This is a genomic window from Flaviaestuariibacter terrae, from assembly GCF_054777635.1.
Window position 1 is genome coordinate 370,043 of sequence record NZ_BAAHAL010000008.1, and the last position, 26,777, is coordinate 396,819.

Genomic DNA, 26,777 nt, shown 5'->3' on the forward strand with positions numbered 1-26,777 from the left:
GGGGTAGCGAAGTAACGAAGCAACCTGCCCCACCGGAAACAGATTGCTTCGCTTTGGTCCCAATGACGGGCACGATCGGTAATACTCTGGCGCATGGGTACTGCCGGGAGGCGTTTCTGGATGATCGGCTCACCGCTCACCCGCTCACGCCTCACGCAGCCTATCCGCCGATACCGATGCCACCGCTGCCACCCTGGGTGCGCTTCAGCTCGTCTTCGGCGCCGCCGGTGCGCTGCTTGGCAGCCTTCACCTGCTTGTTTCCGAAGCGCCAGCTGAAGTTCAGCTTGAACTGGCGGCTTTCCCAGCGGGCTACGACGTCGGTGCGCTGACCGTTGTAATCGCTGTAGCCACGGAACTGCAGCGTGTGCAGCACGTCGTTGACCGAGGCTTTGATCGTGCCCTGTCCCTGCAGGATCGTCTTCTGCACACCGAGGTCGAGCGAGCCCATGGCGCGGGCGCGGAACACACCCTGGTAGATCGTCGGGGCATTGTAGAAGGCCGTTGCCTCGGCGGTCCAGGACTTCGTTTTACCCAGCTTCAGGCTGTTTTGCGAAAAGGCGTTGAGTCCGAAGGCTTCGAGCGACACGGCCGGGCCGGTTGCCGTGGCGGGGCTGCTGTAGTGCGAGTAGTTGGACGAGACGTTCACGAACGACATAAAGTTCTTGTGCATGAACGGGTAGCTCACGTTGAACGATACGACGTCCTGCTTGGCTAGGTTCTGCTTCGTGATGTAGGAGGCAGAGCCCTTGCGGTCGATCTGCTGGGCCAGCAGGTCGTCGACATGGCTGAAGTTGAGGGCAGCGGTAAGCTTGTATTTATACGTATGGCTCAGGCCGATGCTGTTGCTGTATTGCGGGCGCAGGTTCGTATTGCCTTTCGAGTAGGTGAAGGTGTCGAGCTGGAACTCGAAGGGGTTCAGGTCCTGGTACGCCGGGCGGTCGATGCGGCGGCTGTACGTCAGGTTCCACACCTTCATCGGGTTTTTGTTGAAGGTGATGGCAGCGCTCGGGAAGAAGTCGGTGTAGCTGCGCTCGAACGGCGACTTGGAGGGCACGTAGCTGCCGCCCTGGAGGGTCTCGCCTTCGGAGGTGCCGGTGCTGGTCGTATTCTCTACGCGCAGGCCGCCCTGCACCATGAAGCCTTTGAGCTGGCGGTTGTAGGTGACGTAGCCGGCGTGGATCTGCTCCTTATAGCGGAAGCGGTTGCTGCGGTTGCGGTCGAGCACATCGCTGCCGCTGCTGGCGTCGTAGCGGCGGAAGTCGTTGTCCGTAGTCGTGTACGAGCTCTTGCCACCCGCGCTCAGCTTGCCTTTCAGGAGGTCCTGCTCCCAGTCGTACTTCACCGAGGAAATGTCGATACGGGTCGGCGACAGCGAGTGGATCGCGGAATAGCTGCGGAGCGTCGTGCCATTGGGCTCGTAGGTCCAGTTGGGCTGGCGCTGGTCGGTGTTGATGTCGTAGTAGCCCCAGTCGGTGTTGAGGGTGAAGCTGCGGCCCTTGCTGCCCGTGAAGCTGTAGTTGAAGTTCGTGTTCACGTTGTTGCGCGTCATCGCGTTGTGGCTCTCGGCGCGGAGGATGCGGTTCACGATACCCGTGTTGCGGGGCACGACCGGCGTTTCGCTGCGCATGTCCACCGAAGGATCGGCGAGGTTGCCGTTGACCATGAAGCCGAAGCTGCTTTGCTTGTTCAGCGAATAATCGGCGCCCACCTTGAAGCCGTGGCTGCGGGCCGTGAAGCGCGTGCTGCCTTCCTGGTCGAAGCTGGTGTCGGGCTGGCTGCGGTGCAGCGACATCGAGTTGTAGTTGCGGCCCTGGTTGTAGTTGTAGTTGCCGTAAACGTTGATGCTCTTGTTGCGGTAGTTGAACGAGACACCGCTGTTGTATTTCGAGTAGCGGGCCACGCTGTAGCCGGCGTTGACGGATCCGTTGAAGCCGAAGTTCTTGTTCTTCTTCAGGCGGATGTTGATGATGCCTGCGTTACCGGCGGCCTCGTACTTGGCCGAAGGGTTCGTGATGATCTCGATGTTCTCGATCTGCGCGGCCTGGAGCGTCTTGAGGTAGTTGGCCAGGTCGGTGCCGCTGAGCGGTGTCGGGCGGCCGTCGATGTACACCTGTACGCCGTTCTTGCCGGCTACCGAAAGGTTGTCGTCTTTATCGACCTGCACTCCGGGGCTCTTGCGGAGTAGCTCGAGGGCATCGTTGCCCGTGGCGTTGATCGTGCCTTCCACGTTAACGATCATCTTGTCGGCCTTTACCTCGATGACCGGCTTGCGGGCAGCGACGGTAACGCCGGCGAGCTCGCCGGAAGCGCGGGCCAGGCGGATGGCCGGCACCTGTACGGCGCCGCCGTTGATATCAAAGGGAGCGGAAGCGGCCGGCTTGAAGCCGACAGAAGAAGCCGACAGGCGGTAGTGGCCCGCGGGAGCTGCCGGGAACGCAAAAGAGCCGTCTTCGCGGCTCACGGCCAGCTTGACGACGGTGGCCGAATCGCGCAGCAGCGATACCGTTACACCGGCCATGGCTTTGCCCGAATCGTCGTGCACGGTGCCCGTCACCTGGGCGTTGCCCGCAAAAGCGAGGAGGGCGAAGAAGAAGGAAAGAAATACGCTTCTCATAAAAAAGGTTTGTGGTTGTTGAATCGTTCCCTGGGGAGCGGACACAAACGTAGAAAAGCAGGAAAGCGGAGGGAAAAACGTTACACGAAGGAGGAATTTGGAAGGACGAAAGCGAGGGAAGGGAGGAAGGAAGGAAGGGAAGGGGAGATTACATGAGTACATGATTACATGAGTACATGAGGGGAGAGGGATGTGTTGCCCGTATCCTCCACCTCTTACCTCAGTTGATCATGTATTCAAGTATTCTAGTAATATCCCTTTGCCCGCGACCAATCTGACCTGGGAAAGAGGGAAGAACTCTGAGGTAGGAAAGAGATTACTTGATTAATTGAGTACATGAGTACATGAATGAGGAGGGAACTGTAGTAGGTGCCCGCCACCTCTTTCCTCAGTTGATCATGTATTCAAGTATTCTAGTAATATCCCTTTGCCCGCGACCAATCTGACCTGCGAAAGAGGGAAGAACTTTGAGGCAGGAAAGAGATTAATTGAGTACATGAATGAAGAGGGAGCGGCACCGAAATACTCCCCCTCTCCCCTCATGTACTCATGTATTCATGTACTCATTTGCTCGCCCCTCTTTCTCTCCGTTTTACTCTCCCATTCCGTCGCCGTCGGCGGTTTTGCTGCTGTCTTTGAGCAGCTCGCGGAGCGAATCGATCTCGGCGGGGGTGAAAAGGCGCCACTTGCCCGGGGGAAGACCGGAAAGGGTGATGTTCATGATGCGTACGCGCTTGAGGGCGCTGACGCGGTAGCCCAGGGCCTCGCACATCTTGCGGATCTGGCGGTTCATGCCCTGGGTGAGGATGATGCGGAAGCGGTTGGGCGCTTCCTGCTTTACGAAGCAGGGCTTTGTCATCCCGTCGGGAATGCGCACACCGGAGCGCATCTTCTTGATAAACTCGAGGTCGAAGGGGCGGTCGGTGGTAACGACGTACTCCTTCTCGTGGCCGTTGCCCGAGCGCAGCACCTTGTTGACGATGTCGCCGTCGGAGGTGAGGAAGATGAGGCCTTCCGAGAGCTTGTCGAGGCGGCCGATGGGAAAGATCCGCTGCTTGTAGTTGACGTAGTCGATGATGTTGGTCTTGTCCTGCCGGTCGGTGGTGCAGGTGATGCCTTTGGGCTTGTTGAGCATCAGGTACACCGGCGCCTTCTTTTTGGGCAGCGGCTCACCGTCGACGAGCACCTTGTCGCCCACCTTTACGCGCGTGCCTTTCCAGGCGAGCTCGCCGTTGATAGTCACGCGGGCCTGCTCGATATACTCGTCGGCCTCGCGGCGGCTGCAAAAGCCCGTATCGCTGATGTATTTATTGAGACTGGTGTCCATGGGCGCAAGGTCGGGCAAATATGTTGCCTAGCGACGAGCCGAGAAAATCCAGCCAAAACCGCCGCCCTGCCCATTGGAAACATCCCGGTAGAAAATTGAATCCAGGCCTGGGCGTGCGGAAAGGTCCTTGTAAGAACGGCCCTCGTCTTTCACGAAATGATAATGCGTCGAATCCCAGTGAAAGTTTTTGACGTAGGAGAGCACCTCACCGGCCACCGCCAGCGTCGAGTCGTTCACGCGGGTTACGGGCAGGCTATAGCCTTGGATCGAATCATAGAAAGCCGGGGTTGGCTGAAAGTTAGACCACCGGAAACTATACCGGAAACCTGTGTACGTGCCGACGAGGCTGTCTACCAGCGCCCGGACACTGAATACCGGTGCCGCAGGCGTCGCGGGCAAAGCCGGTATGGCGGGCTGCACGGCGGCCGGCTCCTCAATTGGCTTCCGGGAGCAAGCGAGCGATCCGATAAGCAGGGAAACGAGTAACGTGCACTTCATGGATCCGAATATAAAATAACCTTATTCGCTCTCCAGCGCCTGCTTGAGCTCGTTGTGGAATACTTCGAGGCTTTCAAAATGCTCGAGATCCAGGGGCTTGTTGCCTTCGATCAGCTTGCTGGTCAGCACGTAGGCCAGCTCGATGGGCTCGAGCTCGGTTCCGGCCAGCTCGGCGTCCCAGTTGGTACCCACGAGAAGATCTTCCTGCTGCATCCCCAGCATCCAGGTTTCGAGAAACTCGGCCAGCGGGATCTCGACGGCCGCATAGCCGGCCCACTCGTCGGTGGCCAGGGCCCTGGCCGCATCGGCGCTCGACCAGAAGGGGATCACCTCGGAGTCGTCGTACTCGTTGGACGGCGATACGGCGAAGCCCTCGTCGGAGCGGAGGGCCCATACGGTGCCGGCCTCCACGGTCTGGGCAATAAAAAGGCGGTGCTGATCTTCGGAAAGTTGCTCGGGATTCATGGAGCGAAGGTACGGAACGACAGGTCAGCACCGGGGTTAATAGCTGCGCTCAGAACTGATTCCCAGAGCCAGCTTAAGCATGGGAGATTTTCTGTTGCGCGAGGCTATGATGTATAGAATCGCCACCCGCCTCTCCTATTTGCCGTCTTCTTTCTCCCTGAACCAGGCAGGGGCCCGAAAGCGTACCAGTGAAGCTTCCCTAGCCTTGGGAAAGGCCTGATCGCGCCCATTCAGTGCGTCCCCAACCCTTGAGGAAGCTCCAAAAGCGGGCAATCAGCCCTTTCTCCACCCTGAGGAAGCTCCGAAAGCGCGCAATCAGCCCTTCCTTAACCCTTGAGGTTGCGCTGATCGTGCGCAATCACCCTTTCCTCTACCTCCTGCCCCTGATGATTCTGGATTTTCAAGGTCGCGACTACTGTGGATTTTTTGTGTATTGCGGGCTTGCAAAAGCGGAAAATGCGTTTTATTTTTCTGAAACGATTGATCACCTAAACAAAAAACGCTTATGATCCCCGCTTTCAATCTCACCCCCCTTCACAATGGCGAGTACATCAGCTTCATGGGCACCGCCCTCGACATCAGCAGCGATCCCGCCCTGCCCGCTTCAGTGCGTAGCGCGCGCGGCCTGCTCGAAAACTTCCACAACCGCATCAAGGCAGCCCATGTGGGCGGCGATGAATCCGCACTCTCCCGTGAGCGACGCGTATTCGACGCCGAGCGCGACCGCCACTACTCCTCGCTGGCACAGCTGGCCGACGTATACACGCGTCATCCCGACGCAGCCAAAGCCGCAGCGGGCAACCTGCTCGCTAATCGCTTTGCCAGCTACGGAACTATCAGCGAAGTGATCTTGCAGGGACTGGATGATGAGACCGCCGACATCGACAGTATTCTCCGCGACCTCGAAACGCCCGCCCTCGCGTCTGCCCTTAGCCTCATTGGCGGCACCGAGTGGGCCGCGGCGCTCAAAGCGGCACAAGTGAAATTCAAGGAGAAGTCGCAGCAGCGCAACAGCGAGCGCAGCGACCGCAATGCCCGCATCCCCGACGATATTGAGAGCCTCCGAAAAGAAGCCAATAAGGCCTACCGTGCACTGGTGGAAAAAATCAATGCCTACAACAATACCGATGAGGGTGCCGAACCCTGGCCTGGCATCATTGGTAAAATGAAAACACTGATTACCGACACACGTCACCTGCTCGCCATGCGCCGGGGCCGCGCGGCAGCACAAAATGAAACGCCTGCATCCTGACGGATCGCGTTATTACTACAGGAAGGCCGCCCCGATCAGGGCGGCCTTTTTCTTTACCTGCTACCAGTATAAATAAACGTGTCGCCGCGCAGGCTGGTGGGCATAGCCTCACCTAAATAATAACCGCAGAGGACGCTGCAGGGCAGGAGAACGCCATACTGGCTGTCGCATTTCTACAAGTGGATAGGACCGTTCAATTCGCAATGTTCTCAGCGCGCCGGGGGAGACGACCTGCGGTCGTTCTTGGGCGTGTTGACAGTTGCCTCTTCTCGTGGATGTTAGTCTTCCACGCTAACGTCAAAGCTCCCGACGTAGCGCAGGTTCGGCGCCGGGCTTTCCGCCAGGTCGCTTTCAAACAGCCAGCCGTTGTAATCGCCCTTTGCGCCGCTGATCATCAGCAGCGTGTTCCACTCGCCGCCAAGGGCGCGGAGCCGCTTGCGCAAGGCATCGCCATATTGCCCGGCATGCGTGAAGTCGTCGACCTCGTGCACGAGATCTTCGGGGTCGGTGTACACGCACTCCAGGAAGTCGTCGTCGTAGCCGGGCCCGCCGAGCGCCGCGTCAAACGGGCTGCTGGCGTTGCCGTCGGCATCGTGCTGGTATTCGATATAGTTGATGAGGTCTTCTTCGGTATCGAAGCGGCCTGCCCAGAATGCGGCGCGTACGGTCATGGCGCGAAGATAAGCTGCCGCACAGGGCCGGACCGGACGGTCAACCGGGCGCTTTTTGATCTTTATCAAGACGGCAACAGTTTGGATGACGCAATTTGTGCCGGCTACATTACTTTGGTAACCGAAGCCAAAACATAACATGGAATCATTGACCATACTCCTGCTGCTGACGATTATTGTTCTGCTCCTCCGCCACAGCAACCGGATGGAGTCCGAGCTGCGCTTCCTGGCCCAGCGCCTGCAGCAACTCTCCGACCGCTTTGCCCCCGGCGGCCGACCCGTCGAGGAACCTGCGCCGCTGCCACAGGCCGGGCGACCGCCGCAACCACGCCCCGTGCGCCCGGCGCCGCCCCGGCCTTCGTGGACGCCACCGACGCCCGTCGGCCCGCCGGCTATGGAGCCGCACGTGGAAAAGCAAAAAGAACCCGCACCGGTGGCCGGCAGCACATCGCCGATGCCGCGGAGCATGCCCACACCCGTCCCGCCCGCGCCGGGCTCGCGCCTCGACCGGTTCTTCCGCGAGCACCCCGACCTCGAAAAGTTCATCGGGGAGAATCTCGTCAACAAGATCGGCATCGCCATCCTCGTGCTGGGCATCGCCTTCTTTGTCAAGTACGCCATCGACCAGGACTGGATCAACGAGGCCGGGCGCGTGGCCATCGGCATTGGCTGCGGCACGGCGCTCATCGGGCTTGCCCACTACCTGCGCCGCAGCTACAAAGCTTTCAGCGCCGTTCTCGCCGGTGGTGGCATCGCGGTGCTGTATACCACGATCGCCTTTGCGTTTCACCAATACGGGCTCTTTTCGCAAACGGCCGCTTTTGTGCTGATGGTCGTGATCACGCTGTTTGCCGTGCTGCTGGCGCTGCTGTACGATTCGCTGGCACTGGCGGTGATTGCCACAGTCGGTGGCTTTGCCACGCCCTTCCTCGTGAGCAACGGGTCGGGCAACTACACGGTGCTCTTCTCCTACCTCGGTATCCTCAACGCCGGCATACTGGTGCTGGCTTTCTTCCGCCGCTGGCCGCTGCTGCAAACGCTTGCCTTTGCCTTCACGGTGATCATCACGGGTGGGTGGATCGCCACCCATTCCGATGCGCCCGGCGCCGTGCAGCATGGCCGCGCCTTTGCACTCGTGTCGTTGCAGTACGGCTTGTTCCTCGGCAGCATCCTCGCCTTCCCCGTCCGCTTCGGGCGCGCCTTCCGCGCGTACGACCTGGCGCTGCTGCTGCTGCTTACGGCCGCCTATTACGCCGCGGGGATGATCCTGCTGGGGCATATCGATGGCGGGCGCTACCAGGGCCTGTTCACCGTGGGCTCGGGTGCCGTCGACCTCGCCCTCGCGGTCTATTGCTTCCGCCACAAAGACACCGACCGCAACCTGCTGTATGTACTCATCGGGCTGGCGCTCAGCTTCCTGACGCTGGCGGTACCGGTGCAGCTCCACGGCCATACCATCACGCTTTTCTGGAGCGCCGAATTCGTGCTGCTCCTGTGGCTTTTCCAGCGCTCGGGGATCGCTCTGTTCCGCTGGGGCTCCTGGCTGCTCATGGCGCTGGCAACGGTGAGCCTGCTGATGGACTGGGCCTTTTGCCCTCCAACTGCCGGCGGCCTTTTCGTGCTGTTTCATAATGTAGCGGGCGGCGTGACGAACGCCGTCGCCATCGCCGCCTTTGCGGCGTACTATTGGCTGCTGCAGCGCGGGGGAACGGAAGCTGTCGAACCGAAAGTGACCCATCGCGTACTGGGCTGGGTCGCGGGCACAGCAGCCATCGGCATTGCGTATGGCTCGCTGCTGAGTGCCGTGAACCTGTATTTCTACAATATGCCGGTTGTGGCCGTTCCGAATGTTTACCACCGCGTCATCACGGCTGCCTTTGCCCTCGTGCTGGGCTGGAACGCACAGCGCCGCGGCCGCTCCTGGGCAGGTGCCGGGCAATTGGTACTGGCCGCCGTGGCGGGACTGTATTACCTGCTTAGCCAGGAAGCGATCGCCGCATTGCGGGCAGGGATCGCCGCCGGCCGCTACTCGTGGGGCCACTTCGGGATGCATGCCGTGGCCACAGTGCTTTATATAACACTGCTGGTTCGATGCGCCCTGCTCGTTGCGCGCGATGCCACGCTGGCGCCGTTGCGCCGGGGCCTCGCCTGGTGCCTGAGCGTGGCGGCCGTGGTTTTCCTCAGCCTCGACGCGGGGCACTATTATGCGCTGTCCGGCAGGGGCGCCGCGATGGAACTCCGCGAGCAGCAGTACCTCCGCGCCGGGCTCACCATCGTGTGGGCGCTTTGCTCCTTCGGGCTCATGTGGCTGGGGATGCGCCGCCGTGCGCGCGACCTGCGGATCATCGCGCTGTCGCTGTTCGGGGTGACGCTGCTGAAGCTGTTCTTCTTTGACCTGCGGGGTATTTCCGAAGGAGGCAAGATCCTCGCCTTTATCCTGCTCGGCGCCCTGCTGCTCAGCATCTCGTTCATGTACCAGAAACTCAAAAAGCTGCTGATCGATGACGAAAAGACTGTATAAATACGGCACTGCGCTGGCCCTGCTGCTCTCCCTGTGCGCCACCGCGCAGCCGCCCGTGGAGGCCCGCCTCGACTCAGTGCCGCGCGATGGATTTTACCGCGTTGTGCTGACGCCCGTGCTCAGCCGCTTCGCGCGCACCGATCTCGCGGACGTCCGTATCCGCGACAGCCGTAACGAGCCGGTACCGTACCGGTTGGAGCGCAGCCTCGGGCATTCCACCTTTTCGTGGCTGCAGTACCCGATCGCGGCACTTCGCCAGGAGGCCGGGCGCACCTCGATCACGTTCCAGGTACCCGAGCCGAAGTCGTCGGGATTTATGCTGAACGTCCGCAATTCGGCCGCCCGCCGCGGCGCACAGCTCACCGGGAGCAACGACGGACGTACCTGGTACAGCCTCCGCGACAGCTTCCTCGTCGAGCCCGCGCCCGATGCGTCCGGGATCGCGGCACTGCAGCTCACTTACCCGGTGAACTCGTACCGCTATATTCGCCTCGACCTAAACAACGGGAAGGACGCGCCACTGGAACCGCTGTATGCCGGCCGGCCCATGGGCGAGCCGCGCCCCGAGAACTGGAACGGGGGGCAGCGCCTTTCCTTCGAACAATCGGGCGACAGCGGCACTACGCGGATCCTCCTGCACAACCCCGATCGCTGGCCGCTGGAGAAGCTCGGGTTCGCCATCAGCCGCCCCCGGTTTTTTGCCCGCAACTGCAGCATCCGCGACGCCCGCGACGGCCATGTACTGGCCAGCGGGGTACTCACCTCCAACCAGCGCGAGCTGCTGCTGGAACCGACACGCGCTTCTCTCCTGGAAATAATCATTGAAAACGGCGACAACCCACGGCTGCAGGTTGACAGCATCCTGGGCAGCCAGCGACGCTACCTCCTGGCGGCTTACCTGGAGCGGGGACAGCAGTACCGCATCAGCGCCGGCGACAGCAACGCCGCGGCGCCGCGCTATGACCTGTCCGGCTTCAGCAATGCGGCGATCGACACGGCTCGGGAAATTTCCATTGGAGCCGTGCGGCTGTTGCCGGCAGCCAGAGCAACCGGCAAAAACGACCAGCGTACCTGGATCTGGATCGCGTTGTGTATCGGCATCCTGGTACTGGGAGCAGCCAGCTTCTCGCTCCTGCGTGATGTAAAGCGGGGAACGGCGGGCGGCGCCGATTAAAGTTCCGGGCTTTCCGGTCAGGCGCCTTCGGCCGGGGCGTTGAGCGTGCTGTAGTAGCGGATGGCTGCGATGATCTCTTCCTCGGCCTTGTTCTGCGTGTTCGACAGCGGCAGCTTGCGGTGGTAGAGGTTTCCGTCTTCGCGGTAATATTTGAGGTGCAGCTTGAAGTTGGCGTTGAAGCGGCTTACACCGGGCTCCTCCACTACCTGTCCGCTCACGAACTGCGGCCAGGTAAAGAGACGCTTGCCGTAATAGGTAAAGCCCGCGGCATCGATCTTCATGATCTCGAGCTTGCTCCGGATCTTGCGGATGAAGATGTAGGCCGGCACCACCGCGATCAGCAGCAGGCGGTTGTTGAAGGGCGCGTCGGGGTTGATGAAAATATCGGCGACCGCGTACAGGAACATCCCCGAGAAAATAACCGACAGCATAATGGCAAGGCCCCGCTCCTCGCCTACAGTAAAGGCGCCATCGGGCTGGAGGTTTTTGGAATACGCGTTGGCCATGACGGTTTTGTTGCCCGTGAAGGTAGCGCTTCGAAAGGGCGTGCTGCCGAAAAAAATGCCGCTGCCGGTAGCCGGCAACCGGCGGTATAACAGCTCATACCCCCTTTTCGACAGGCGGTCCCTCTTACACGCACCTGTAACCTTCGGGGGGCTAGCTTCGTCCTATTCCAAAATCAGAACCATGTCTTCGCTTTCTACCTTCCGCCTCCTGGCCGGCACTATTGTCCTGGTACTGCTGCTGGTAAGCGCCGGCGCCGGCCTCCTGCGCCGCGAATTGTCGCTGAGCCCGCGTGGCGAGGGCGCGCGGAGTGGCGAGCTGATCTGGGAGTCGCTGTCGCGGCAGCTGCCGCAGGCCAGCCGGTAGGCCCATCCCCAGCCCTTCCCGAAGGGAAGGGTGTTGAGCAGGCGCAGCAACGAGCATCGGAGATGCATTGCCGACTGACGATTCACGATTGACGAGTCCCGCTGCCCCAGAACGCCCAAAAAACTTTGTAACCTTTTACCCCACACTACCGTACTACCTTTGGAACTGCCCGACTGTTTATGACCGAGAGAGACTATAACGAATGTGTTCGCCTGCACGCCGATGGAGTGTACCGCTTCATCCTCAAGAATTTGCGTCATGAGGAAGACGCGCGCGACGTAGTGCAGACGGCATTCGAGAAGCTCTGGCGGTCGCGGGAGGAAGTGGAAGCGGCGAAAAGCAAGTCGTTTCTCTTCACCATCGCCTATAACGCGATGATCGATCACATTCGCAAGGTGAAGCGGATCTACCTCAAAGAGGAGTTCAACCCCGATATCCGGGTGGTGAACAGGCCCGCCCACAACGCGAAAGCCGTGCTGGAAGAAGCCCTTGGCCGACTCAGCGACACCCAGCGCTCGCTGGTGATGCTGAAAGACTACGAGGGTTACAGTTACGAGGAGATCGGGCAGATCATGAACCTGAACAGCAGCCAGGTGAAGGTGTACCTGCACCGCGCCCGGCTCCAGCTCAAACAGTACCTGGTAAAAGTGGAAAATGTCATCTAAGCAACCTACATACCCGCAGCTCACCCGCGCCAACTACGAGGAGGCCTTCCTCCTGTACGTGGACGGCGAGCTCTCCCCCGCGGCCATGGAAGCAGTGGACGCCTTCGCAGCCCTGCACCCCGACCTGCACGAGGAACTGCAGGCCCTGCTCGACACCCGCCTCGACGCCGAGCCCGTTTCCTTTGGCGACACGAGCCTCCTTTCCGCAGCACACATGCGTCTCAACTCCCGCGAAGAAGAATTCCTTTCTTATATCGATAACGAACTCGGCAGCAGCCGCCAGGCCGCCTTCGAGACCGAACTGGCCGCCGACCCGGCCCTGCGCAGCGCGCTCGACGGCTACCTCGCCGCCAGGCTTCCGGCCGATGCCATCAGCTGCCCCTTCAAGGAAGAATTGTACCGGCGCGAGGAAAAGCGCCGCCCCCTGTTCTGGCTCCCGCGCGTGGCGGCTGCTGTGCTCCTGCTCGGCGCCGGCTCGCTCTTGTGGCGGATGAACAGCGGCACTTCGACTCCTGCCACCGATCGCGGCCTCGCCGTTGTACAGCAGCCCTCGGCCGGCAAAGTGAGCCCGGTACAACCACGACCCGACGGTCCCGCTACACCGCAACCGACTGCCCTTGTACCCGCGACGGCGACATCACAAGCAACCGCCGTAGTACCGGCAACGGCAACCGTCCGTAGAACTACGGATGCCTCCGATCGCGCCGCTTTAGCCCAGCGGCCGGCTACAGCCACCGTAAAGAACCGGGGCTCCGTGGCCCCCGCGCCGCAGGCGCAGCCCGAGCCGCAGCAATACGCCTATGTACCCGACCCGCGCGACCGCAGTGTTCCGCGTGATGGCGGCAATGCCGCAGGTCAGCCAGCCGGCAGCCCGCAAAATTTTACAACTCCTCCTGTAACTTCTGCACCGATCGCCGCGTTGAATCCGGAAAGCAGCAGCACACAACCCGAAGCCACCGAAGCGGTGTACCGCGAAGAAGGAAACCAGAAATCGGTGCGCGGCTTTCTCCGCAAGGCAAGCCGCTTTCTTGAAAAGCGCACGGGTATCAAAACCACCAACGACGACGATCAGCTCGTGGTGGCTGGTGTGGCGATCAAATTAAAATAACTGAAAAGAAGATTTATGAAAAGAATGCTACTGGCCACCCTGGCCCTGGGCAGCACTATGTGCGGCTTAGCCCAGACCGACTCTACGAAAAGCAGCTCCACCAGCACTCCCGATACGATCCGCGTTGGCGGCATGGTGATCGTCCGCGATGGAAAGGGCAACCAAAAGGGCACACGCTCCGTGTCGTTCGGCAACGGCCGCCGCAATGCCAACGGCAAGTTCACAAGCGGTGGGCCCGTGCTCGACATCGGCTTCGCCAACTTTACCGACCGTACCAACTACGCCTCGGCCGAAGCGCAGGCGATTGCCCCCGGCGGTAAGGACGACCTGCTCCGCCTCCGCAACGGCAAATCGATCAACGTCAACATCTGGTTCTTCATGCACCGCGTGAGCCTCGTAAAGCGTGCCGTGAACCTCAAATACGGGCTCGGCATCGAGCTGAACAACTACCGCTTCGACGATCCGCAGGTCCACCTGACGAAGAACCCGACCAAGGTGTTTTCTGATGCTACCTACAGCGATGTCAATAAGAACAAGCTGGCCGCCGACTACCTGACGGTGCCGCTGATGCTCAACTTCAACTTCACCCCCGGCCGCAACCATCCCTTCGGCATCAGCGCGGGCGCCTCTGTCGGCTACCTGTATTCCTCGCGCCAGAAAACCCGCGTCGGAAGCAAGAAGAGCAAGGTGCACGACGACTTCGAGCTCGAGCCCTGGAAGCTTTCCTGGATCGGCGAGGTGCAGCTGGGCCAGCTTCACTTCTACGGCTCCTATGCCATGAAGAGCATGTGGCGCAAAGGCCTGGATGTAACGCCCTATACGGTGGGTATCCGCCTCAGCCGCTGGTAAGAAAAGCCAGCCGTCATTGCGAGAGAAGCGAAGCAATCTGCCTCAACCCGGAGGAGACTGCTTCGCTTCACTGCGTTATGCTCGCAATGACGCAAAGGGTGGGACTAGCCATTGCGGGCGGCTCAGAGATCCGCTATCAATAGATCCGCGATCAATAGATCCGAGATTCTAAGATTTCTCGCATGGTGTTTGCTTTTGGCGAAATGCTAACGACCGGCATACTACAGAAATGCGTCTGTCGTTATACATTTGTTTCCAAACCGTTGTGACGCCATGAAGAACACCTTCCTCCAAGCATGCCTGCTCGCCGCGGCCCTGTTCCCGCTGTCGGCACAACGGCAGGCGGTGGCCGGTTCCCGCAGCGGGGGCCGCCATGAACTAACCACCCCCAGCGGTTCGTCGTTGCCCGTTCAACCCATCCGCATCGTCATCGACAAATCCGACTACGAGCTTTCCGTGTACGATGCCCAGGGCTGGTACGCCACCTACCCCGTCGTATTCGGCAACAACAGCCTCGCCGACAAATGCGTCGAAGGCGACCGCTGCACTCCCGAGGGCAACTTCCATATCGTCAATAAGCGCGTCCACGAGAAGTGGAGCCGCTATATGGGTCTCGACTATCCCACCGCCCAGAGCATCGCCCGCTTCAACGAGCTGAAGCGCCAGGGTAAGATCCCCAAAAACGCAACGCCCGGCGCCGGCGTAGGCATCCACGGCACCTGGCCCCACGACGACTACATGATCGACCGCTACAGCAACTGGACCAACGGCTGCATCGCCATGAAGAACGAGGATGTGCAGGAGATCTACTCCTTCGTACCCGTCGGCACGCCCGTGCAGGTGAAGCGCTGAGGTCGGCAATCGGGAAAAGCGAAAGAACGCAGATTTGTTGATTTTTACGATGAGCGCAGCCTTCGACTCGCTTGCTGACCAGTTCGGCAATGCTCACTGTGACACTGTCATCCTGAGCGTAAACGAAGAATGACCTGGTGAGCTTGCCGAACCATGCGTGTACCGCTTGCGATCTACGTTCTTTCTCTCCCGCGGGCGAATCACAACATTTCCCTCACATCTCGTCGTTGCTGCCTTACGGGTAATGACCTACTTTTGCCGCCGTGAACGGCACCCGCACTCCATATACCAACGCACACAAGATCGGCAGCCTGCTGCTGATGCTGGCGTTGCTGTGGCTGAGCGTGAGCACGCCGTTCGTATACCGCTTCCAGAAGGAGCAGAAAGCCGCCAGGGCCTCGGTAGCGATGGAAAAAAGCACCGCCGACGACGACAGCAACCCGCTGAGCAACAGCAACGAAGAGAAGACCGAAAGCGGCGTATCGATGCCGCAGGAATACCTCCACGAGCCGCTTCACTTCGACCATCCTTCCGCCGCCATCAGCCTGCAATACGCCTCCTACCAGCAGGACGACTTCGTGGCCTGGCATCCCGAATTTATTACCCCGCCTCCCGATTCTGACCGTTCATAAGGCCTCCGACCTCCCGTAGTTCTACGGATGGACCCGTATGCCCTGCGCCTTCGCGCCGCGGCCGCAAACCGCTGCCCGAGGGTCACCGCAATTTCATTTTCCAAACAAAACTGGTCAGAATATGTCTACCCAACCCAAGGGTCTTGCCTCGCTGAAGGCAGACCTCCCCTCGTCTATTGTTGTCTTTCTTGTAGCGCTGCCGCTGTGTCTCGGCGTGGCCCTCGCCTCGAAGGCTCCGCTCTTCAGCGGCCTCATCGCCGGTATGGTCGGCGGTATCATTATCGGTCTTTTCAGCCGCTCGCAGCTGAGCGTCAGCGGGCCGGCCGCGGGCCTTACGGCCATCGTATCGGCGGCCATCATCGCCATGCCGGGCGGCTCTTTTGAAGCCTTCCTCGTATCGGTGGTCATCTGCGGCGCGCTGCAGATCGTTCTTGGCTTCGCCCGCGCCGGCGTGCTCGGCGACTATATCCCCAGCGCCGTTATCAAGGGGATGCTCGCCGCCATCGGCCTCATCCTCATCCTCAACCAGTTTCCGCACCTGCTCGGCGACGACCGCTCTTTTGAAACGGACGAAGGCGTAGTGCCGCCGCAGAAAGGAAACATCTTCAGCAGCTTCATCACCGCCTTTGGCCATATCAACAAAGTCGCCTTCCTGATCGGCGCGGCCTGCCTCGCCTTTCATTTCGCCTGGGAAAAGCTCGTTGCCGGCCGCGCCGGGTTCCTGCGTCTCGTGCCCGCGCCGTTGCTCGTGGTGCTCATCGGAATCGGCATCAGCATGGGCTTCGGCGGCAGCGGCGCCCTCAAGGCCGGCCACCTCGTAGTGCTGCCGCAGGCGTCCACAGCAGGTGAATTCTTCAGCTTTTTCAGCAGCCCCGACTGGAGCGTGTGGACGAGCAGTCATGTATGGATCACGGGACTTACCCTGGCTATCGTGGCGTCGCTGGAGACGCTGCTGTCGATCGAGGCCATCGACGATCTCGATCCGTACAAGCGCGTGACCGACAAGAACCACGAGCTGAAGGCCCAGGGTCTTGGCAACCTCGTGTCGGGACTTATCGGCGGCCTTCCCGTGACCTCGGTGATCGTGCGCTCCTCGGCCAACGTCAATGCCGGCGCGCAGTCGAAGAAGTCGGCCATTATGCACGGCGTGCTGCTGCTGCTCTGCGTGGCGCTCATCCCGCAGGTGCTCAACCTCATTCCGAAGGCGGCGCTGGCGGCCATCCTGATCTTCACAGGCTACAAGCTTGCCAAGCCGGCGCTGTTCGTGAGCTTTTACAAAAAAGGCTGGGACCAGTTCCTGCCCTTTGTGTTTACCATCGCGGCGATCCTGGCCACCGACCTCCTGAAGGGCGTCATCATCGGCATTGTGGTGGGGCTTTTCTTCGTGCTCCGCAGCAATTTCCGGACAGCGGTGATGGTGGTGAACGATACGCACCGATACCTGTTCCGCCTGCGTAAGGACGTGTCGTTTCTCAACAAGCCGATCATCAAGAACCGCCTCGAGCAGGTGCCGGCCAACGCCTCGGTGCTGATCGACGCGAGCCGCGCCGACTTTATCGACCGCGACGTCATCGAGGTCATCGAAGACTTCCAGAAGCACGCCCATCTCAAAAACATACGGGTGGAGGTAAAAGGACAGCTGCAGCGCAGCGAACCCTTTGTGCTCCCCGACAGCGTAACCGCTAATGCCGAGGTTGCCTGAACCGATTTCTTTTTTTTCCCGAATCACAAGTAAACTTGCAAATCAGAATTATCATGGAAACATACGAGAAACTCTTACTGGAGAACAAAGCCTGGGCGGCCGAGATGGTAGCCGACGACCCGGGGTATTTCAAGCGCCTGTCGTCGTTGCAGAAGCCCGATTTCCTGTGGATCGGCTGCAGCGACAGCCGTGTGCCGGCCGACAAGATCACCGGCACGCAGCCGGGTGAGATCTTCGTGCACCGCAACGTGGCCAACCTGGTGATCAACACCGACGTGAACCTGCTGGCGGTGCTCGACTACGCCGTGACGCACCTCAAGGTGAAGCACGTGATCGTATGCGGCCACTACGGCTGCGGCGGTATCAAGGCGGCAGCCACCAAGACCGACTTCAAGCCCGTGCTCAATATGTGGCTTCGCAATATCAAGGACGTTATCCGCCACCACCGCGAGGAGCTCGAGGCCATTCCCGACGAGGAAAAGCGCTCGGACCGCCTCGTGGAGCTCAACGTACAGGAGCAGGTGATGAACCTGGCCAAGACCACGATCATCCAGCGCGCCTGGAAGCGGGAGCAGCGACCGCACCTGCACGGCTGGGTGTATGGCCTCGCCGATGGCATCATCAACCCCGTATTCGAAATGCCCGCGGGTACGCATATCGATCCGCTGTACGAGTACGATGACCTCTGAGGGGATGTCTGATCTCGGATCTAGGATCTCGGATCTGGGATCTGGGATTTCAGATTTTTGATTTCAGATTCGCAGTGGAATCTTTCTTACTACCTTGTTCCTGGTCCTGCCTGATGGCGGGACCTTTTTTTGTGCGATGACCTGCCGGGCCATCCGGATAATTAACCTGCTCTTGGCGGATCCTTTTTCACTTCTTTCACCGCGGTTAGCAACCTTCTTTACCTTTAGCTCCTTATGTCGATCGAGGTTAAAGAACTCCGCAAAGTATACGGCACGCAGAAAGCCGTGGATGGTATTTCCTTTTCGGTGCAGCCGGGGCAGATCGTGGGCTTTCTCGGGCCCAACGGCGCGGGCAAGAGCACCACGATGAAGATGATCACCGGCTACCTCGAGCCCGATGGCGGCACGGCGCTCGTCAGCGGCACCGATGTGCGGCAGAATCCCCTCGAGGTAAAAAAGAAGATCGGCTACCTGCCCGAGTCGAACGCCCTCTACTACGATCTCTATGTGCGCGAGTACCTCTCGTTCCTCGCCGACGTGCACGGCATCACCCACAAAAAGGCCCGCGTCGAGGAAGTGATCACGCTCACGGGTCTCACGCCCGAGGCGCACAAGCGCGTGGGCCAGCTGTCGAAGGGCTACAAGCAGCGCGTGGGTCTGGCCGCCGCCCTCCTTCATGATCCCGAGGTGCTGATCCTCGACGAGCCCACTTCGGGCCTCGATCCCAACCAGATCATCGAGATCCGTAATGTTATCAAGGAGCAGGGGCGAAACAAGCTCGTGCTCTTCTCCTCGCATATTCTCCAGGAAGTCGAAGCCATCTGCGACCGCGTCATCATCATCCACAAGGGCCGCATCGTTGCCGACGACACGCTCAGCAACCTGCGGAGCCGCAACAGCCGGAGCACCGTGCAGGTGACCTTCCAGGAAGCGCTGGAGCCCGAGTGGCTTCGCCGGCTGCCCGGGGTGAGCGCGGTGGAGAAACGCGACGCCCACAGCTGGAGCCTCGCCACCGAAGACCCCGAGGGCGTGCGCAAGGCGCTGCTGCAGCTCAGTGTGGAGCAGGGGCTCAACATCTCCTCGCTCACCGCAGGCAGCGAAAGCCTGGAGACGGTGTTCCGGAGCCTGACGGGCGGGAAGCCGTGAATCGTCAATCGTGAATCGAAAGGCCGAAGGCGTCGCTAAAGCGACGCCTTCGGCGTCATTGCGAGTGAAACGAAGCAAACTCGTGCGTTACGCAGGCTGATTGCAAAAGTAAGTCACTGGTTTAGCCAAGTAAGTGCCTTATACTTTTCGCAACCAGTTCTCACTTCGACGAGTTTGCTTCTTCGCCAGCTGGCGGATCGCTATGACGGGCAATGCCCGTCGGGGCTCCCAAATGGAAATGCGTTATTTTCGCGGGCAACTAAAAAATCCTACAGCATGAGTTCAATAGCCGGCATCTATGCACGCCAGATCCTCGACAGCCGTGGTAACCCCACCGTGGAAGTAGACGTAATCACCGACGAAGGTTCGCTGGGCCGGGCCGCCGTGCCGAGTGGCGCTTCGACGGGTATCCACGAAGCCGTTGAGCTGCGCGACGGCGACAAGAACGTATACGTGGGCAAGGGCGTGCTGAAGGCCGTGGAGAACGTCAACAAGACGATCGCCCCGGAGCTGCTTGGCTACGAAGTGAGCGACCAGACCGGTATCGACGCCGCGATGATCGAGCTCGACGGCTCCGAGAACAAAGGCAAGCTGGGCGCCAACGCGCTGCTGGCCGTATCGATGGCCGTGGCCAAGGCGGCCGCTGAAGAAGCATCGCTGCCCCTCTACCGCTATATCGGCGGCACCAACGCGAAGACGCTGCCCGTGCCGATGATGAACATTCTCAACGGCGGCGCGCATGCCGACAACAAGATCGACTTCCAGGAATTCATGGTAATGCCTGTCGGCGCCACCTCCTTCTCCGAAGGCCTGCGTTGGGGCGTCGAGATCTTCCACGCGCTGAAGACCGTGCTCAAGAAAAAAGGCTACTCCACCAACGTGGGCGACGAAGGTGGCTTTGCCCCCAACATCGGCTCCAACGAGGAAGCCATCGAAACCGTGCTGACCGCCATCGAGGCCGCCGGCTACAAGACGGGCTCGCAGATCATGATCGCGATGGATGCCGCCAACAGCGAGCTGTGGAAGAACGGCAAATACGTGTTCCATAAGAGCGACGGCAAGACCCTCTCGTCCGACGAGCTCGTGAAATACTGGGAGAACTGGGTGAACCAGTATCCCATCTGCTCCATCGAGGACGGCATGGCCGAAGACGATTGGGATGGCTGGAAGAACCTCACCGAAACCGTGGGCAAGAAAGTGCAGCTCGTGGGCGACGACCTGTTCGTGACCAACGTGAAGCGTCTTGGCCAGGGCATCGAGAAGAGCATCGCCAACGGCCTGCTCGTAAAGGTGAACCAGATCGGCACCCTCACCGAAACGATCAACGCCGTAACGATGGCGCAGCACGCCGGCTACAACACCATCATGAGCCACCGCTCGGGGGAGACCGAAGACACCACCATCGCCGACCTCGCCGTGGCCCTAAACTGCGGTCAGATCAAGACGGGCTCGGCTTCGCGTACCGACCGGATCGCCAAGTACAACCAGCTGATCCGCATCGAGGAACTGCTCGGGCCCTCCGCCCTGTACCCGGGCAAGAGCCTGAAGTTTGGAAAGTAATAAGGAGGCCCCGGGGATGACCCGGGGCTTTTTCTTTAGAGAAAGAACGCGGATTTGTTATGATTTTTAAGATTGACGCGGATTTCCTGTTGTCCAGCCCGACATCAGAGAGTGTTTCGTTCGCTTCGCCTCCTCTCAATGACGTTCATAGGGAGCCAATCATAATCAATCCTAACAAGCTGCGTATCCACCACAGGCGGATCTGCGTTCTTTCTCTTATCGCGAAGCCGGTTAGCTTTGCCGCATGATCCCCATCGACCTCTCCCTGCTCCAGGGCAACTACGTACAGCTCGAGCTGCTCCAGGAAAGCCATGTGCCCGAGCTGCGCCGTCTTGCCCGCGATCCGCGGCTTTGGGAGTATACCAGGACACTGCTTGTCGACGACAGCTACGACACGCAATTCGACAGGTACATCGCCACGGCCTTCGATGAGCGCAACACCGGGATGCAGGTATCCTTCGTGATGCGCGACGCGCAGACCGGCGCCCTGATGGGAATGACGCGTTACTACCGCATCGAGCCGGCGATGAAGCGCCTTGACATCGGCTACACCTGGTATGTGCCCGATTACTGGGGTAAGGTGCACAACAAGGAATGCAAGCTCCTGCTGCTCCGCTACGCCTTCGAAACCCTCGGGTTCCAGCGCGTGGAGTTCGAGGTGGCGCACCAGAACGAGCGGTCGCAAAAGGCCGTCAAGAAGATCGGGGGCATACAGGAAGGCGTGCTCCGCAAACACGGCCTCCATGCCGACGGCACGATCCGGCATACCGTCGTGTTCAGCATCATCGACGACGAGTGGCCGGCGGTGAAAGCGAAGCTTAGTCTGCTAATAGGTTAGACTGCCAGTCTGCTGATCGGCAACCACCCCCGCGAACGGGATCAGCAGATTAGCACCTCAGCAGACGGGCAGATTTTGTACATTCGTAATCCTGAAACAGTGAACATGAGCCTCCTCAGCCGTATACCTTCTTTCCTCCGCAACAAGTTCTTCATTGCCGGCGTAGCCTTCGTGCTGTGGCTGCTGTTCTTCGACCGCAATGACTTCTTCGTGCAGCGCGAGCGGCGCAACGAGCTGCGGAGCCTCCAGGCCAGCAAGAAGCAATACCAGGTGCAGATCGACGAGGAGCGCAAGTTCGCCGAAAACCTCCGCCATGATCCCGCCACCATCGAGCGCTTTGCCCGCGAGCGCTATGGCATGAAGCGCGACAACGAGGACCTTTTCCTCGTGGCCGAGCCCAAAAACAGTGAACCTTCCGCACAATAAGGCTGTTTAATCCCCGTTAGTAAGACTACCGCTAAGCAAGCACCGTCCCACTACTGACCTAAATAAGGATTATGCACGATTACACGCCCGAGGACCTCCTGCGCTACCTGTACCATGAAATGACGATGGAAGAATCGGAAGTCCTGACCAACGAGCTCGCCCGCAACTGGGCCCTCCGCGAGAAGCTGTCCGTTTTGAAGTCGGCCCAGGATCGTCTCAGCCAGCTGATGGAAACGCCGCGAACCGAGGTCATCCTCAACGTACTGAAGTACGCGAGCGCGACCGCCCCGGCTGCTGCCAGCCGCAAATAAGCGCCACATCCGGCTCCTTCCTATCTTGCCGCTGTAAATGACCCGACAGCAACGCTTCGACCACGTCATCGCCTATTTCGAGGAGGCTATGCCCGACCCCGAGACAGAGCTTCTCTACGACAATCCCTACCAGCTTCTCGTGGCCGTTATCCTGTCGGCGCAATGCACCGACAAGCGGGTGAATATGCACACGCCCGCCCTCTTCGAACGCTACCCCGACATCCCCGCGCTGGCGGAGGCGAGCTACGACGAGCTGTTCTCCTTTATCAAATCGATCTCCTTTCCCGGCAACAAAACCCGGCACCTGATGGGCATGGCGAAAATGGTGCAGGAGAAGTTCGGCGGTGAAATTCCCATGACCGTCGATGAGCTCGTGGAGCTTCCCGGCGTTGGCCGAAAAACCGCCAATGTCATTACCTCGGTGATCGACAACCAGCCCAATATGGCCGTCGACACGCACGTGTTCCGCGTATCGGCGCGGCTCGGGCTTACGGTGCGGGCAAAGACTCCGCTCGAAACCGAAAAGCAGCTGATCAAATACGTACCGACGGAGCTCGTGTACAAATTCCACCACTGGCTCATCCTCCACGGCCGCTACGTGTGCCTCGCCCGCCGGCCCAAATGCGAGGAATGCGGGCTGAAGCCGGTTTGCCCTTATTTCCAGAAGGTGATGGTTAAGGAGATCAAGGAGCCAAGGGTCGGAACCGCCAGGAAAAAAAGAGAATAAGGCCCCGAAGTATCGGGGCGCAAAGACCGCCCGCGACCGTCATTGCGAGTGAAGCGAAGCAATCTTTTTCAATTTTACTCCGAAGCTATAGCGGCCGCAGAGCCTGCATACAACAGATTGCTTCGTCAGCCCGCCCTTCGGGACGGTCCTCCTCGCAATGACGAAACCATTAGAGGCTTCCGACTTTCCAATTCCGACTTCATCACTTTCTTAGAACGGGAAGCCAAACGTCACCAGCGGCAGCGCCTTCTCTTCGGCGCTCCAGGCCAGCATCCCCGTGATCACGAATCGCTTGACCGGCGCCACCCAGAGGCCGCCGCCGTAGCCGGCAAACCAGCCCTTCGGCGAATCGCCGGGATACTTTACCTGGCCTACGTCGAAGAAGCTGAGCAGGCCGATGGAGCCCGGGAACAGGTAGGTGCTGAAGTCGGCGATGCGGAAGCGCAGCTCGTTTTGCAGGTACAGCACGCTTTGCCCCGCGAAGCGGTCGCGGCGATAGCCCCGCAGGTTGTTGATGCCCGACAGGTAGTAGGCCTGCGGGATCTCCAGCTGCTTGCCAAATACGTGTCCGTAGCCGAAGCGCTCGGCCAGCACAAAACGCGGGTACGTGAACAGGCTCGAAAAGATCCGCATGTCCACATCGGCGCGCGTCACGGAGTGACTCGCCTTGTTGAGCCCGAACAGGGGCCGGATGTTCACGTCCATGGCCAGGCCGCGGGTAGGAATGATGCGGTTGTTCTGCGTATTGATATCGAGCTTGAAGTGCGGGCCGACAAAATATTTTTCGCTGTACAGCGTCGCATAGTTCACGCCTTCGATGCCCGGCATGTCGATGAAGTGATCCTTGTTCTGCTGCTCGTGCACGCGGAAGTACTGGAACGAGAGGCCGTAGTTGACCCGCATCCAGGATTGCAGCTGCCGGCGCATCAATACATACACGTCGGCAATGTCGTAGCGCACTCGGTAGAAGCGCTCGCCCTCGGGCATCGTGCGCACAAAGGGCGTGTTGTTGCCGAAGCCGAAGAAATTGGTGACGTTGATGGGTGCGCGGACATCGGCGCGGATGGTCAGATCCTCGTGGCCGATGACCTGCGTGAAGTCGCCCTCGTAGCGGAAGCGCGACGAGTTCGTTGCCAGCGCGTGGCTGAAGTTGACGTAATGACGTGTTTTATACGGCTCCTTGCGGAAGCCCTGGCGGATGCTTTCGAAAAACACGCCGAGGTACAGTCCGTCCTCCACGTTGTACGCAGCAGTAATACCCGGGCGGAACAAGTCGTATTTAAAGCCCAGCCGGTTGTAGCGGTTTACCTGCGGATCCTTGCTCAGGCGGCTTTGCGCCGCCGTGACACCCGTGAGGCTATTCTGCTCAAAGGTGGCGTCGTATACACGCAGGGCGCCGCCGGTAGTGCTGTTTACGAACGAGTCGGAGCCGGCACCGCCGATGGCCCTTACCTTGATGCCGCTCTTGCCCGTGCCTTCGAAAATGAAGCGGTCGTCGTCGCTGAGGCCATAGAGCATCACCTCCCTGGTCACCTTCGGATCGAAGGTGCGCTCATACATCCGCGTTTCAAGGTTGCCGCTCTTGCTGATCTTGCGCACCAGCACGTGCACGCGTCCGTCGTCAAGGCGCTGCACGCGGAACTCCTCTCGGTTGTTGGAGCCTACGACGTTCACATCCTTCGCCAGGAACCGGTAGTAGGTGCGCATCTCATCCTTGAAATAGCGGCGCCGCTCCTTGAGTGTGCGGATGATCTTTTCCATATTGGCGCCCTGCACTTCCTGCGGCTGCTGCCGCAGTGCCCGCTCGATCACCTCGTCGGTCATCTGCGCCAGGAACGAATCGGTTTGCTTCATCCACTGCTCCTCGGAAAGCTCATTGAGGAAAAATCGGTCGAAGTTGCGAACGACCCGGTTGAAGGTTTTGATATTGTTGGCATGCGCCCTGAAACCCTGTACTTCGGGGAGGAACCAGGCCTTGCGGGCAAACCACGGCACCAGCCCCTGGTTAACGAAGAAGGCCTGGTCGTGGTCGCGCGGGATGGGGTAATAGAGCTTGCCTTTGCCCGTGTCCTTCGTTGCCCAGCGCCATTGATCTTCGTGGCGGTCGAAGTCCATGATGAACATATCGAGCAGCCGCGCCTGGAGCACGGCCTCCTGCAGCACGTGGTCGTCGTTGTCCTTGAACAGGCGGAACACGAGGTCTTCGGTGTTATACGACTTGGTGACGCCCTGCGGCTCGCGCTCCTCGAGCACGGCGAGCACCTTGGAGAAAGACGTGTTGAAGCGGCCGAGGCGCTTGTCGTCGGGCACGAACACGAGCTTGCGCCGGATGACGGGAATCCCGGCGGCCTGGGCCAGCGGATCGTACGAAAGCGAGGCGTAGGGATACGAAGCGGAGATCGCCTGGTCGACGATGTCGCGGGCGAAGGTTTGCCGGAGATCGGCCGGGAGGGCAGCCTCGGGAAATTTCTCGATGCTCCGCAGCGCCCACTCGCGGCCCTTGTGGTCTTCGAGACGGAGGGAACGCGTTTGCTTGCCGCCGCCGAGGCGCACGGGTTTCAGGCCGCCCTGCTCGACGCCGACGTTGAGCACCGGCACCGTTACCGGCGTCACCCACTCCGCGCGGTAGTTGCTGCCCGTCAGCAGCGAGCGCAGGCCTTTGCCCGAGAGACGCGGGTTGGCAGCCACTGTCGCTGTTACCGGCAGCGGGCCATATACCGTGTCGGGCGGGGGCTGGTGCGCCTTCGTAATGGTAAACAGCTCGCGGTCGTAATTGGCGTTGTCCATCCCGGTGTTGGCGGTATTGTAAAAACGCACGTTCACCTTGCCGCTTTTCATCACTTCCAGTACCGCGAAGCCGTTGTGCACGTCGCCGTAAAGCAGGTTGTTATTGGCTTTCTTGATGCGCGTCAGTTCGGCCACGGCGCCGCTCACGATATAGTAAAGGCTGTCCTTGGGCTTGCGCAGCAGCTGCTGGCTGTGGTCGTGGCCCGCAACGGTGATGGTGTTGGGATATTTCCGGAGTACGTCCTCAACGGCTTTCGCCATGGCCCGGTAGGCCGGGTGGTTGAAGTCCTGCACATTGCCGAACACGCCCCTGGCAATTGGATAGATCGAGCCGAGCACCGGCAGCGGGATGTACAGACCATGGATCGCCTCGGCCAGCGGGAAGATGTGCTGCTTCAGCGTATAGGCGCCACCGTGAACACCCTGCGAATAGATGGGGTGGTGCATGGCCAGTACCACGAGCTGGTTGGGGTGCGACTGGATGATCTCCTCGAGCTCGCTGGTAAAATCGTCGAGGCTCTTGGAGGTACAGTTGGATCCGGGCCCGGGCTTTTCGTGGATGTAGAGGAACCACTGGCTGTCGCCAAGCACGATCACGAGCTGGCTGTCGACCTCGATCACCTCGGGGCCCGGGCAGCCGCCACGCGGCCAGGCCTCGGTGTTGTTCAGCTGCTGCGAGTTGATATAGTCCACCTGGTTCTGCACCCGCTGCCAGCCTCCGATCTTTCCGTTCATCCAGTCGTGGTTGCCGGGGATGAAGTAAGCGTGGGCCTTTTTACCCTTGGTGAGGGCGATCTCGTAATCAAGAATTCTCTTCGACTGGGCGTAGTCCGCCTCGCCTTCGGTCGGAAGCCCGAGGGGGTAAATATTGTCGCCCAGCCAGATGGCGATATTGCGGTCGTCGTTCCAGTCGACATTGCGCCGCAGCCAGTCGCCGGTCGCCTGCCGTCCGTCGGGAGTAATGTCGCCGGCGTCGCCGAGCAGGAAGATCCGGTGACGCACGGAGTCGGTTTGCGCGCAGAGCGCGCCGGTTAGCAGTAGCAAGGCCCAGCCCAGGAATATCCTTTTCATCGGTGCTTTATTTTCCGCTCCA

At 60.1% G+C, this 26,777-nt stretch carries 24 protein-coding genes; 17 read left to right on the plus strand and 7 right to left on the minus strand.

All coding sequences use genetic code 11. The features are described 5' to 3' along the window. Positions 1-160: 160 nt before the first annotated feature. The 4 genes from ACYU7Z_RS09675 to ACYU7Z_RS09690 all read right to left on the minus strand — a co-directional run bounded on the left by ACYU7Z_RS09675 (position 161) and on the right by ACYU7Z_RS09690 (position 4,904). Complete coding sequence (locus ACYU7Z_RS09675) at positions 161-2,614, minus strand: TonB-dependent receptor domain-containing protein (protein ID WP_460569844.1); 2,454 nt, start codon at positions 2,612-2,614, stop codon at positions 161-163. A gap of 592 nt (positions 2,615-3,206) precedes the next feature. Further along, a complete protein-coding gene (locus tag ACYU7Z_RS09680; RefSeq protein ID WP_460569846.1) occupies positions 3,207-3,941 on the minus strand; it encodes a pseudouridine synthase in 735 nt (244 codons plus the stop codon). Positions 3,942-3,968: 27 nt separating this feature from the next. Continuing rightward, on the minus strand, positions 3,969-4,439 hold the full coding sequence (locus ACYU7Z_RS09685; protein WP_460569848.1) for a hypothetical protein: 471 nt from the start codon (positions 4,437-4,439) through the stop codon (positions 3,969-3,971). Positions 4,440-4,460: 21 nt separating this feature from the next. Beyond that, positions 4,461-4,904, minus strand: a complete 444-nt coding sequence (locus ACYU7Z_RS09690; protein WP_460569850.1) for a DUF2750 domain-containing protein — start codon at positions 4,902-4,904, stop codon at positions 4,461-4,463. Positions 4,905-5,409: 505 nt separating this feature from the next. Here ACYU7Z_RS09690 and ACYU7Z_RS09695 point away from each other — a divergent pair. After that, positions 5,410-6,156 carry a DUF6261 family protein gene (locus ACYU7Z_RS09695; protein WP_460569852.1) on the plus strand — a complete coding sequence of 249 codons (747 nt, stop codon included), beginning with the start codon at positions 5,410-5,412 and terminating at the stop codon, positions 6,154-6,156. Positions 6,157-6,434: 278 nt separating this feature from the next. Here ACYU7Z_RS09695 and ACYU7Z_RS09700 read toward each other — a convergent pair whose 3' ends face one another. Continuing rightward, the gene (locus ACYU7Z_RS09700; protein ID WP_460569854.1) at positions 6,435-6,827 is read right to left on the minus strand and encodes an immunity 22 family protein; all 393 of its coding nucleotides are present in this window, start codon (positions 6,825-6,827) and stop codon (positions 6,435-6,437) included. Between the two features lie 139 nt (positions 6,828-6,966). Here ACYU7Z_RS09700 and ACYU7Z_RS09705 point away from each other — a divergent pair, with 139 nt between their 5' ends. Together ACYU7Z_RS09705 and ACYU7Z_RS09710 are read left to right on the plus strand one after the other, a co-directional pair. After that, on the plus strand, positions 6,967-9,348 hold the full coding sequence (locus ACYU7Z_RS09705; protein WP_460569856.1) for a DUF2339 domain-containing protein: 2,382 nt from the start codon (positions 6,967-6,969) through the stop codon (positions 9,346-9,348). Then, on the plus strand, positions 9,329-10,522 hold the full coding sequence (locus ACYU7Z_RS09710; protein WP_460569858.1) for a hypothetical protein: 1,194 nt from the start codon (positions 9,329-9,331) through the stop codon (positions 10,520-10,522). The genes ACYU7Z_RS09705 and ACYU7Z_RS09710 overlap by 20 nt, the downstream gene beginning before the upstream one ends. A gap of 17 nt (positions 10,523-10,539) precedes the next feature. Here ACYU7Z_RS09710 and ACYU7Z_RS09715 read toward each other — a convergent pair whose 3' ends face one another. Further along, entirely contained in the window at positions 10,540-11,028 is a 489-nt protein-coding gene (locus ACYU7Z_RS09715; protein ID WP_460569861.1) for a hypothetical protein, read from the minus strand. Positions 11,029-11,209: 181 nt separating this feature from the next. Here ACYU7Z_RS09715 and ACYU7Z_RS09720 point away from each other — a divergent pair, with 181 nt between their 5' ends. From ACYU7Z_RS09720 to nth, 14 genes are all read left to right on the plus strand, one after another. Further along, positions 11,210-11,392, plus strand: coding sequence for a hypothetical protein (locus ACYU7Z_RS09720; protein ID WP_460569863.1), 183 nt, complete (start codon positions 11,210-11,212; stop codon positions 11,390-11,392). Positions 11,393-11,571: 179 nt separating this feature from the next. Then, positions 11,572-12,057 (plus strand): RNA polymerase sigma factor, encoded by a 486-nt coding sequence (locus ACYU7Z_RS09725; protein WP_460569865.1) that lies wholly within the window; start codon positions 11,572-11,574, stop codon positions 12,055-12,057. Continuing rightward, entirely contained in the window at positions 12,047-13,165 is a 1,119-nt protein-coding gene (locus tag ACYU7Z_RS09730; RefSeq protein ID WP_460569867.1) for an anti-sigma factor family protein, read from the plus strand. The genes ACYU7Z_RS09725 and ACYU7Z_RS09730 overlap by 11 nt, the downstream gene beginning before the upstream one ends. 15 nt (positions 13,166-13,180) lie before the next feature. Further along, on the plus strand, positions 13,181-14,014 hold the full coding sequence (locus ACYU7Z_RS09735) for a porin family protein (protein ID WP_460569869.1): 834 nt from the start codon (positions 13,181-13,183) through the stop codon (positions 14,012-14,014). 273 nt (positions 14,015-14,287) lie between these two features. Continuing rightward, positions 14,288-14,866 (plus strand): L,D-transpeptidase family protein, encoded by a 579-nt coding sequence (locus ACYU7Z_RS09740; protein WP_460569871.1) that lies wholly within the window; start codon positions 14,288-14,290, stop codon positions 14,864-14,866. 263 nt (positions 14,867-15,129) lie between these two features. Next, entirely contained in the window at positions 15,130-15,498 is a 369-nt protein-coding gene (locus tag ACYU7Z_RS09745; protein ID WP_460569873.1) for a hypothetical protein, read from the plus strand. Positions 15,499-15,619: 121 nt separating this feature from the next. Then, the gene (locus tag ACYU7Z_RS09750) at positions 15,620-17,200 is read left to right on the plus strand and encodes a SulP family inorganic anion transporter (protein WP_460569875.1); all 1,581 of its coding nucleotides are present in this window, start codon (positions 15,620-15,622) and stop codon (positions 17,198-17,200) included. A gap of 53 nt (positions 17,201-17,253) precedes the next feature. Then, positions 17,254-17,889 carry a carbonic anhydrase gene (locus tag ACYU7Z_RS09755; protein ID WP_460569877.1) on the plus strand — a complete coding sequence of 212 codons (636 nt, stop codon included), beginning with the start codon at positions 17,254-17,256 and terminating at the stop codon, positions 17,887-17,889. 234 nt (positions 17,890-18,123) lie between these two features. Further along, a complete protein-coding gene (gene gldA / locus ACYU7Z_RS09760) occupies positions 18,124-19,035 on the plus strand; it encodes a gliding motility-associated ABC transporter ATP-binding protein (RefSeq protein WP_460569879.1) in 912 nt (303 codons plus the stop codon). A 276-nt stretch (positions 19,036-19,311) separates the two neighbouring features. Next, complete coding sequence (gene eno, locus ACYU7Z_RS09765) at positions 19,312-20,595, plus strand: phosphopyruvate hydratase (RefSeq protein ID WP_460569882.1); 1,284 nt, start codon at positions 19,312-19,314, stop codon at positions 20,593-20,595. Positions 20,596-20,839: 244 nt separating this feature from the next. After that, a complete protein-coding gene (locus tag ACYU7Z_RS09770) occupies positions 20,840-21,433 on the plus strand; it encodes a GNAT family N-acetyltransferase (RefSeq protein WP_460569884.1) in 594 nt (197 codons plus the stop codon). A 105-nt stretch (positions 21,434-21,538) separates the two neighbouring features. Then, positions 21,539-21,859, plus strand: coding sequence for an FtsB family cell division protein (locus tag ACYU7Z_RS09775; protein WP_460569886.1), 321 nt, complete (start codon positions 21,539-21,541; stop codon positions 21,857-21,859). A 71-nt stretch (positions 21,860-21,930) separates the two neighbouring features. Further along, on the plus strand, positions 21,931-22,170 hold the full coding sequence (locus ACYU7Z_RS09780; protein ID WP_460569888.1) for a hypothetical protein: 240 nt from the start codon (positions 21,931-21,933) through the stop codon (positions 22,168-22,170). A gap of 37 nt (positions 22,171-22,207) precedes the next feature. Continuing rightward, positions 22,208-22,897: an endonuclease III domain-containing protein gene (gene nth / locus ACYU7Z_RS09785; RefSeq protein ID WP_460569890.1), complete on the plus strand. Its 690-nt coding sequence runs from the start codon at positions 22,208-22,210 to the stop codon at positions 22,895-22,897. Positions 22,898-23,107: 210 nt separating this feature from the next. On the opposite strand, the gene ACYU7Z_RS09790 is transcribed toward nth, so the two are convergent. After that, positions 23,108-26,755 carry a bifunctional metallophosphoesterase/BamA family protein gene (locus tag ACYU7Z_RS09790; protein ID WP_460569892.1) on the minus strand — a complete coding sequence of 1,216 codons (3,648 nt, stop codon included), beginning with the start codon at positions 26,753-26,755 and terminating at the stop codon, positions 23,108-23,110. Positions 26,756-26,777: the final 22 nt, after the last annotated feature.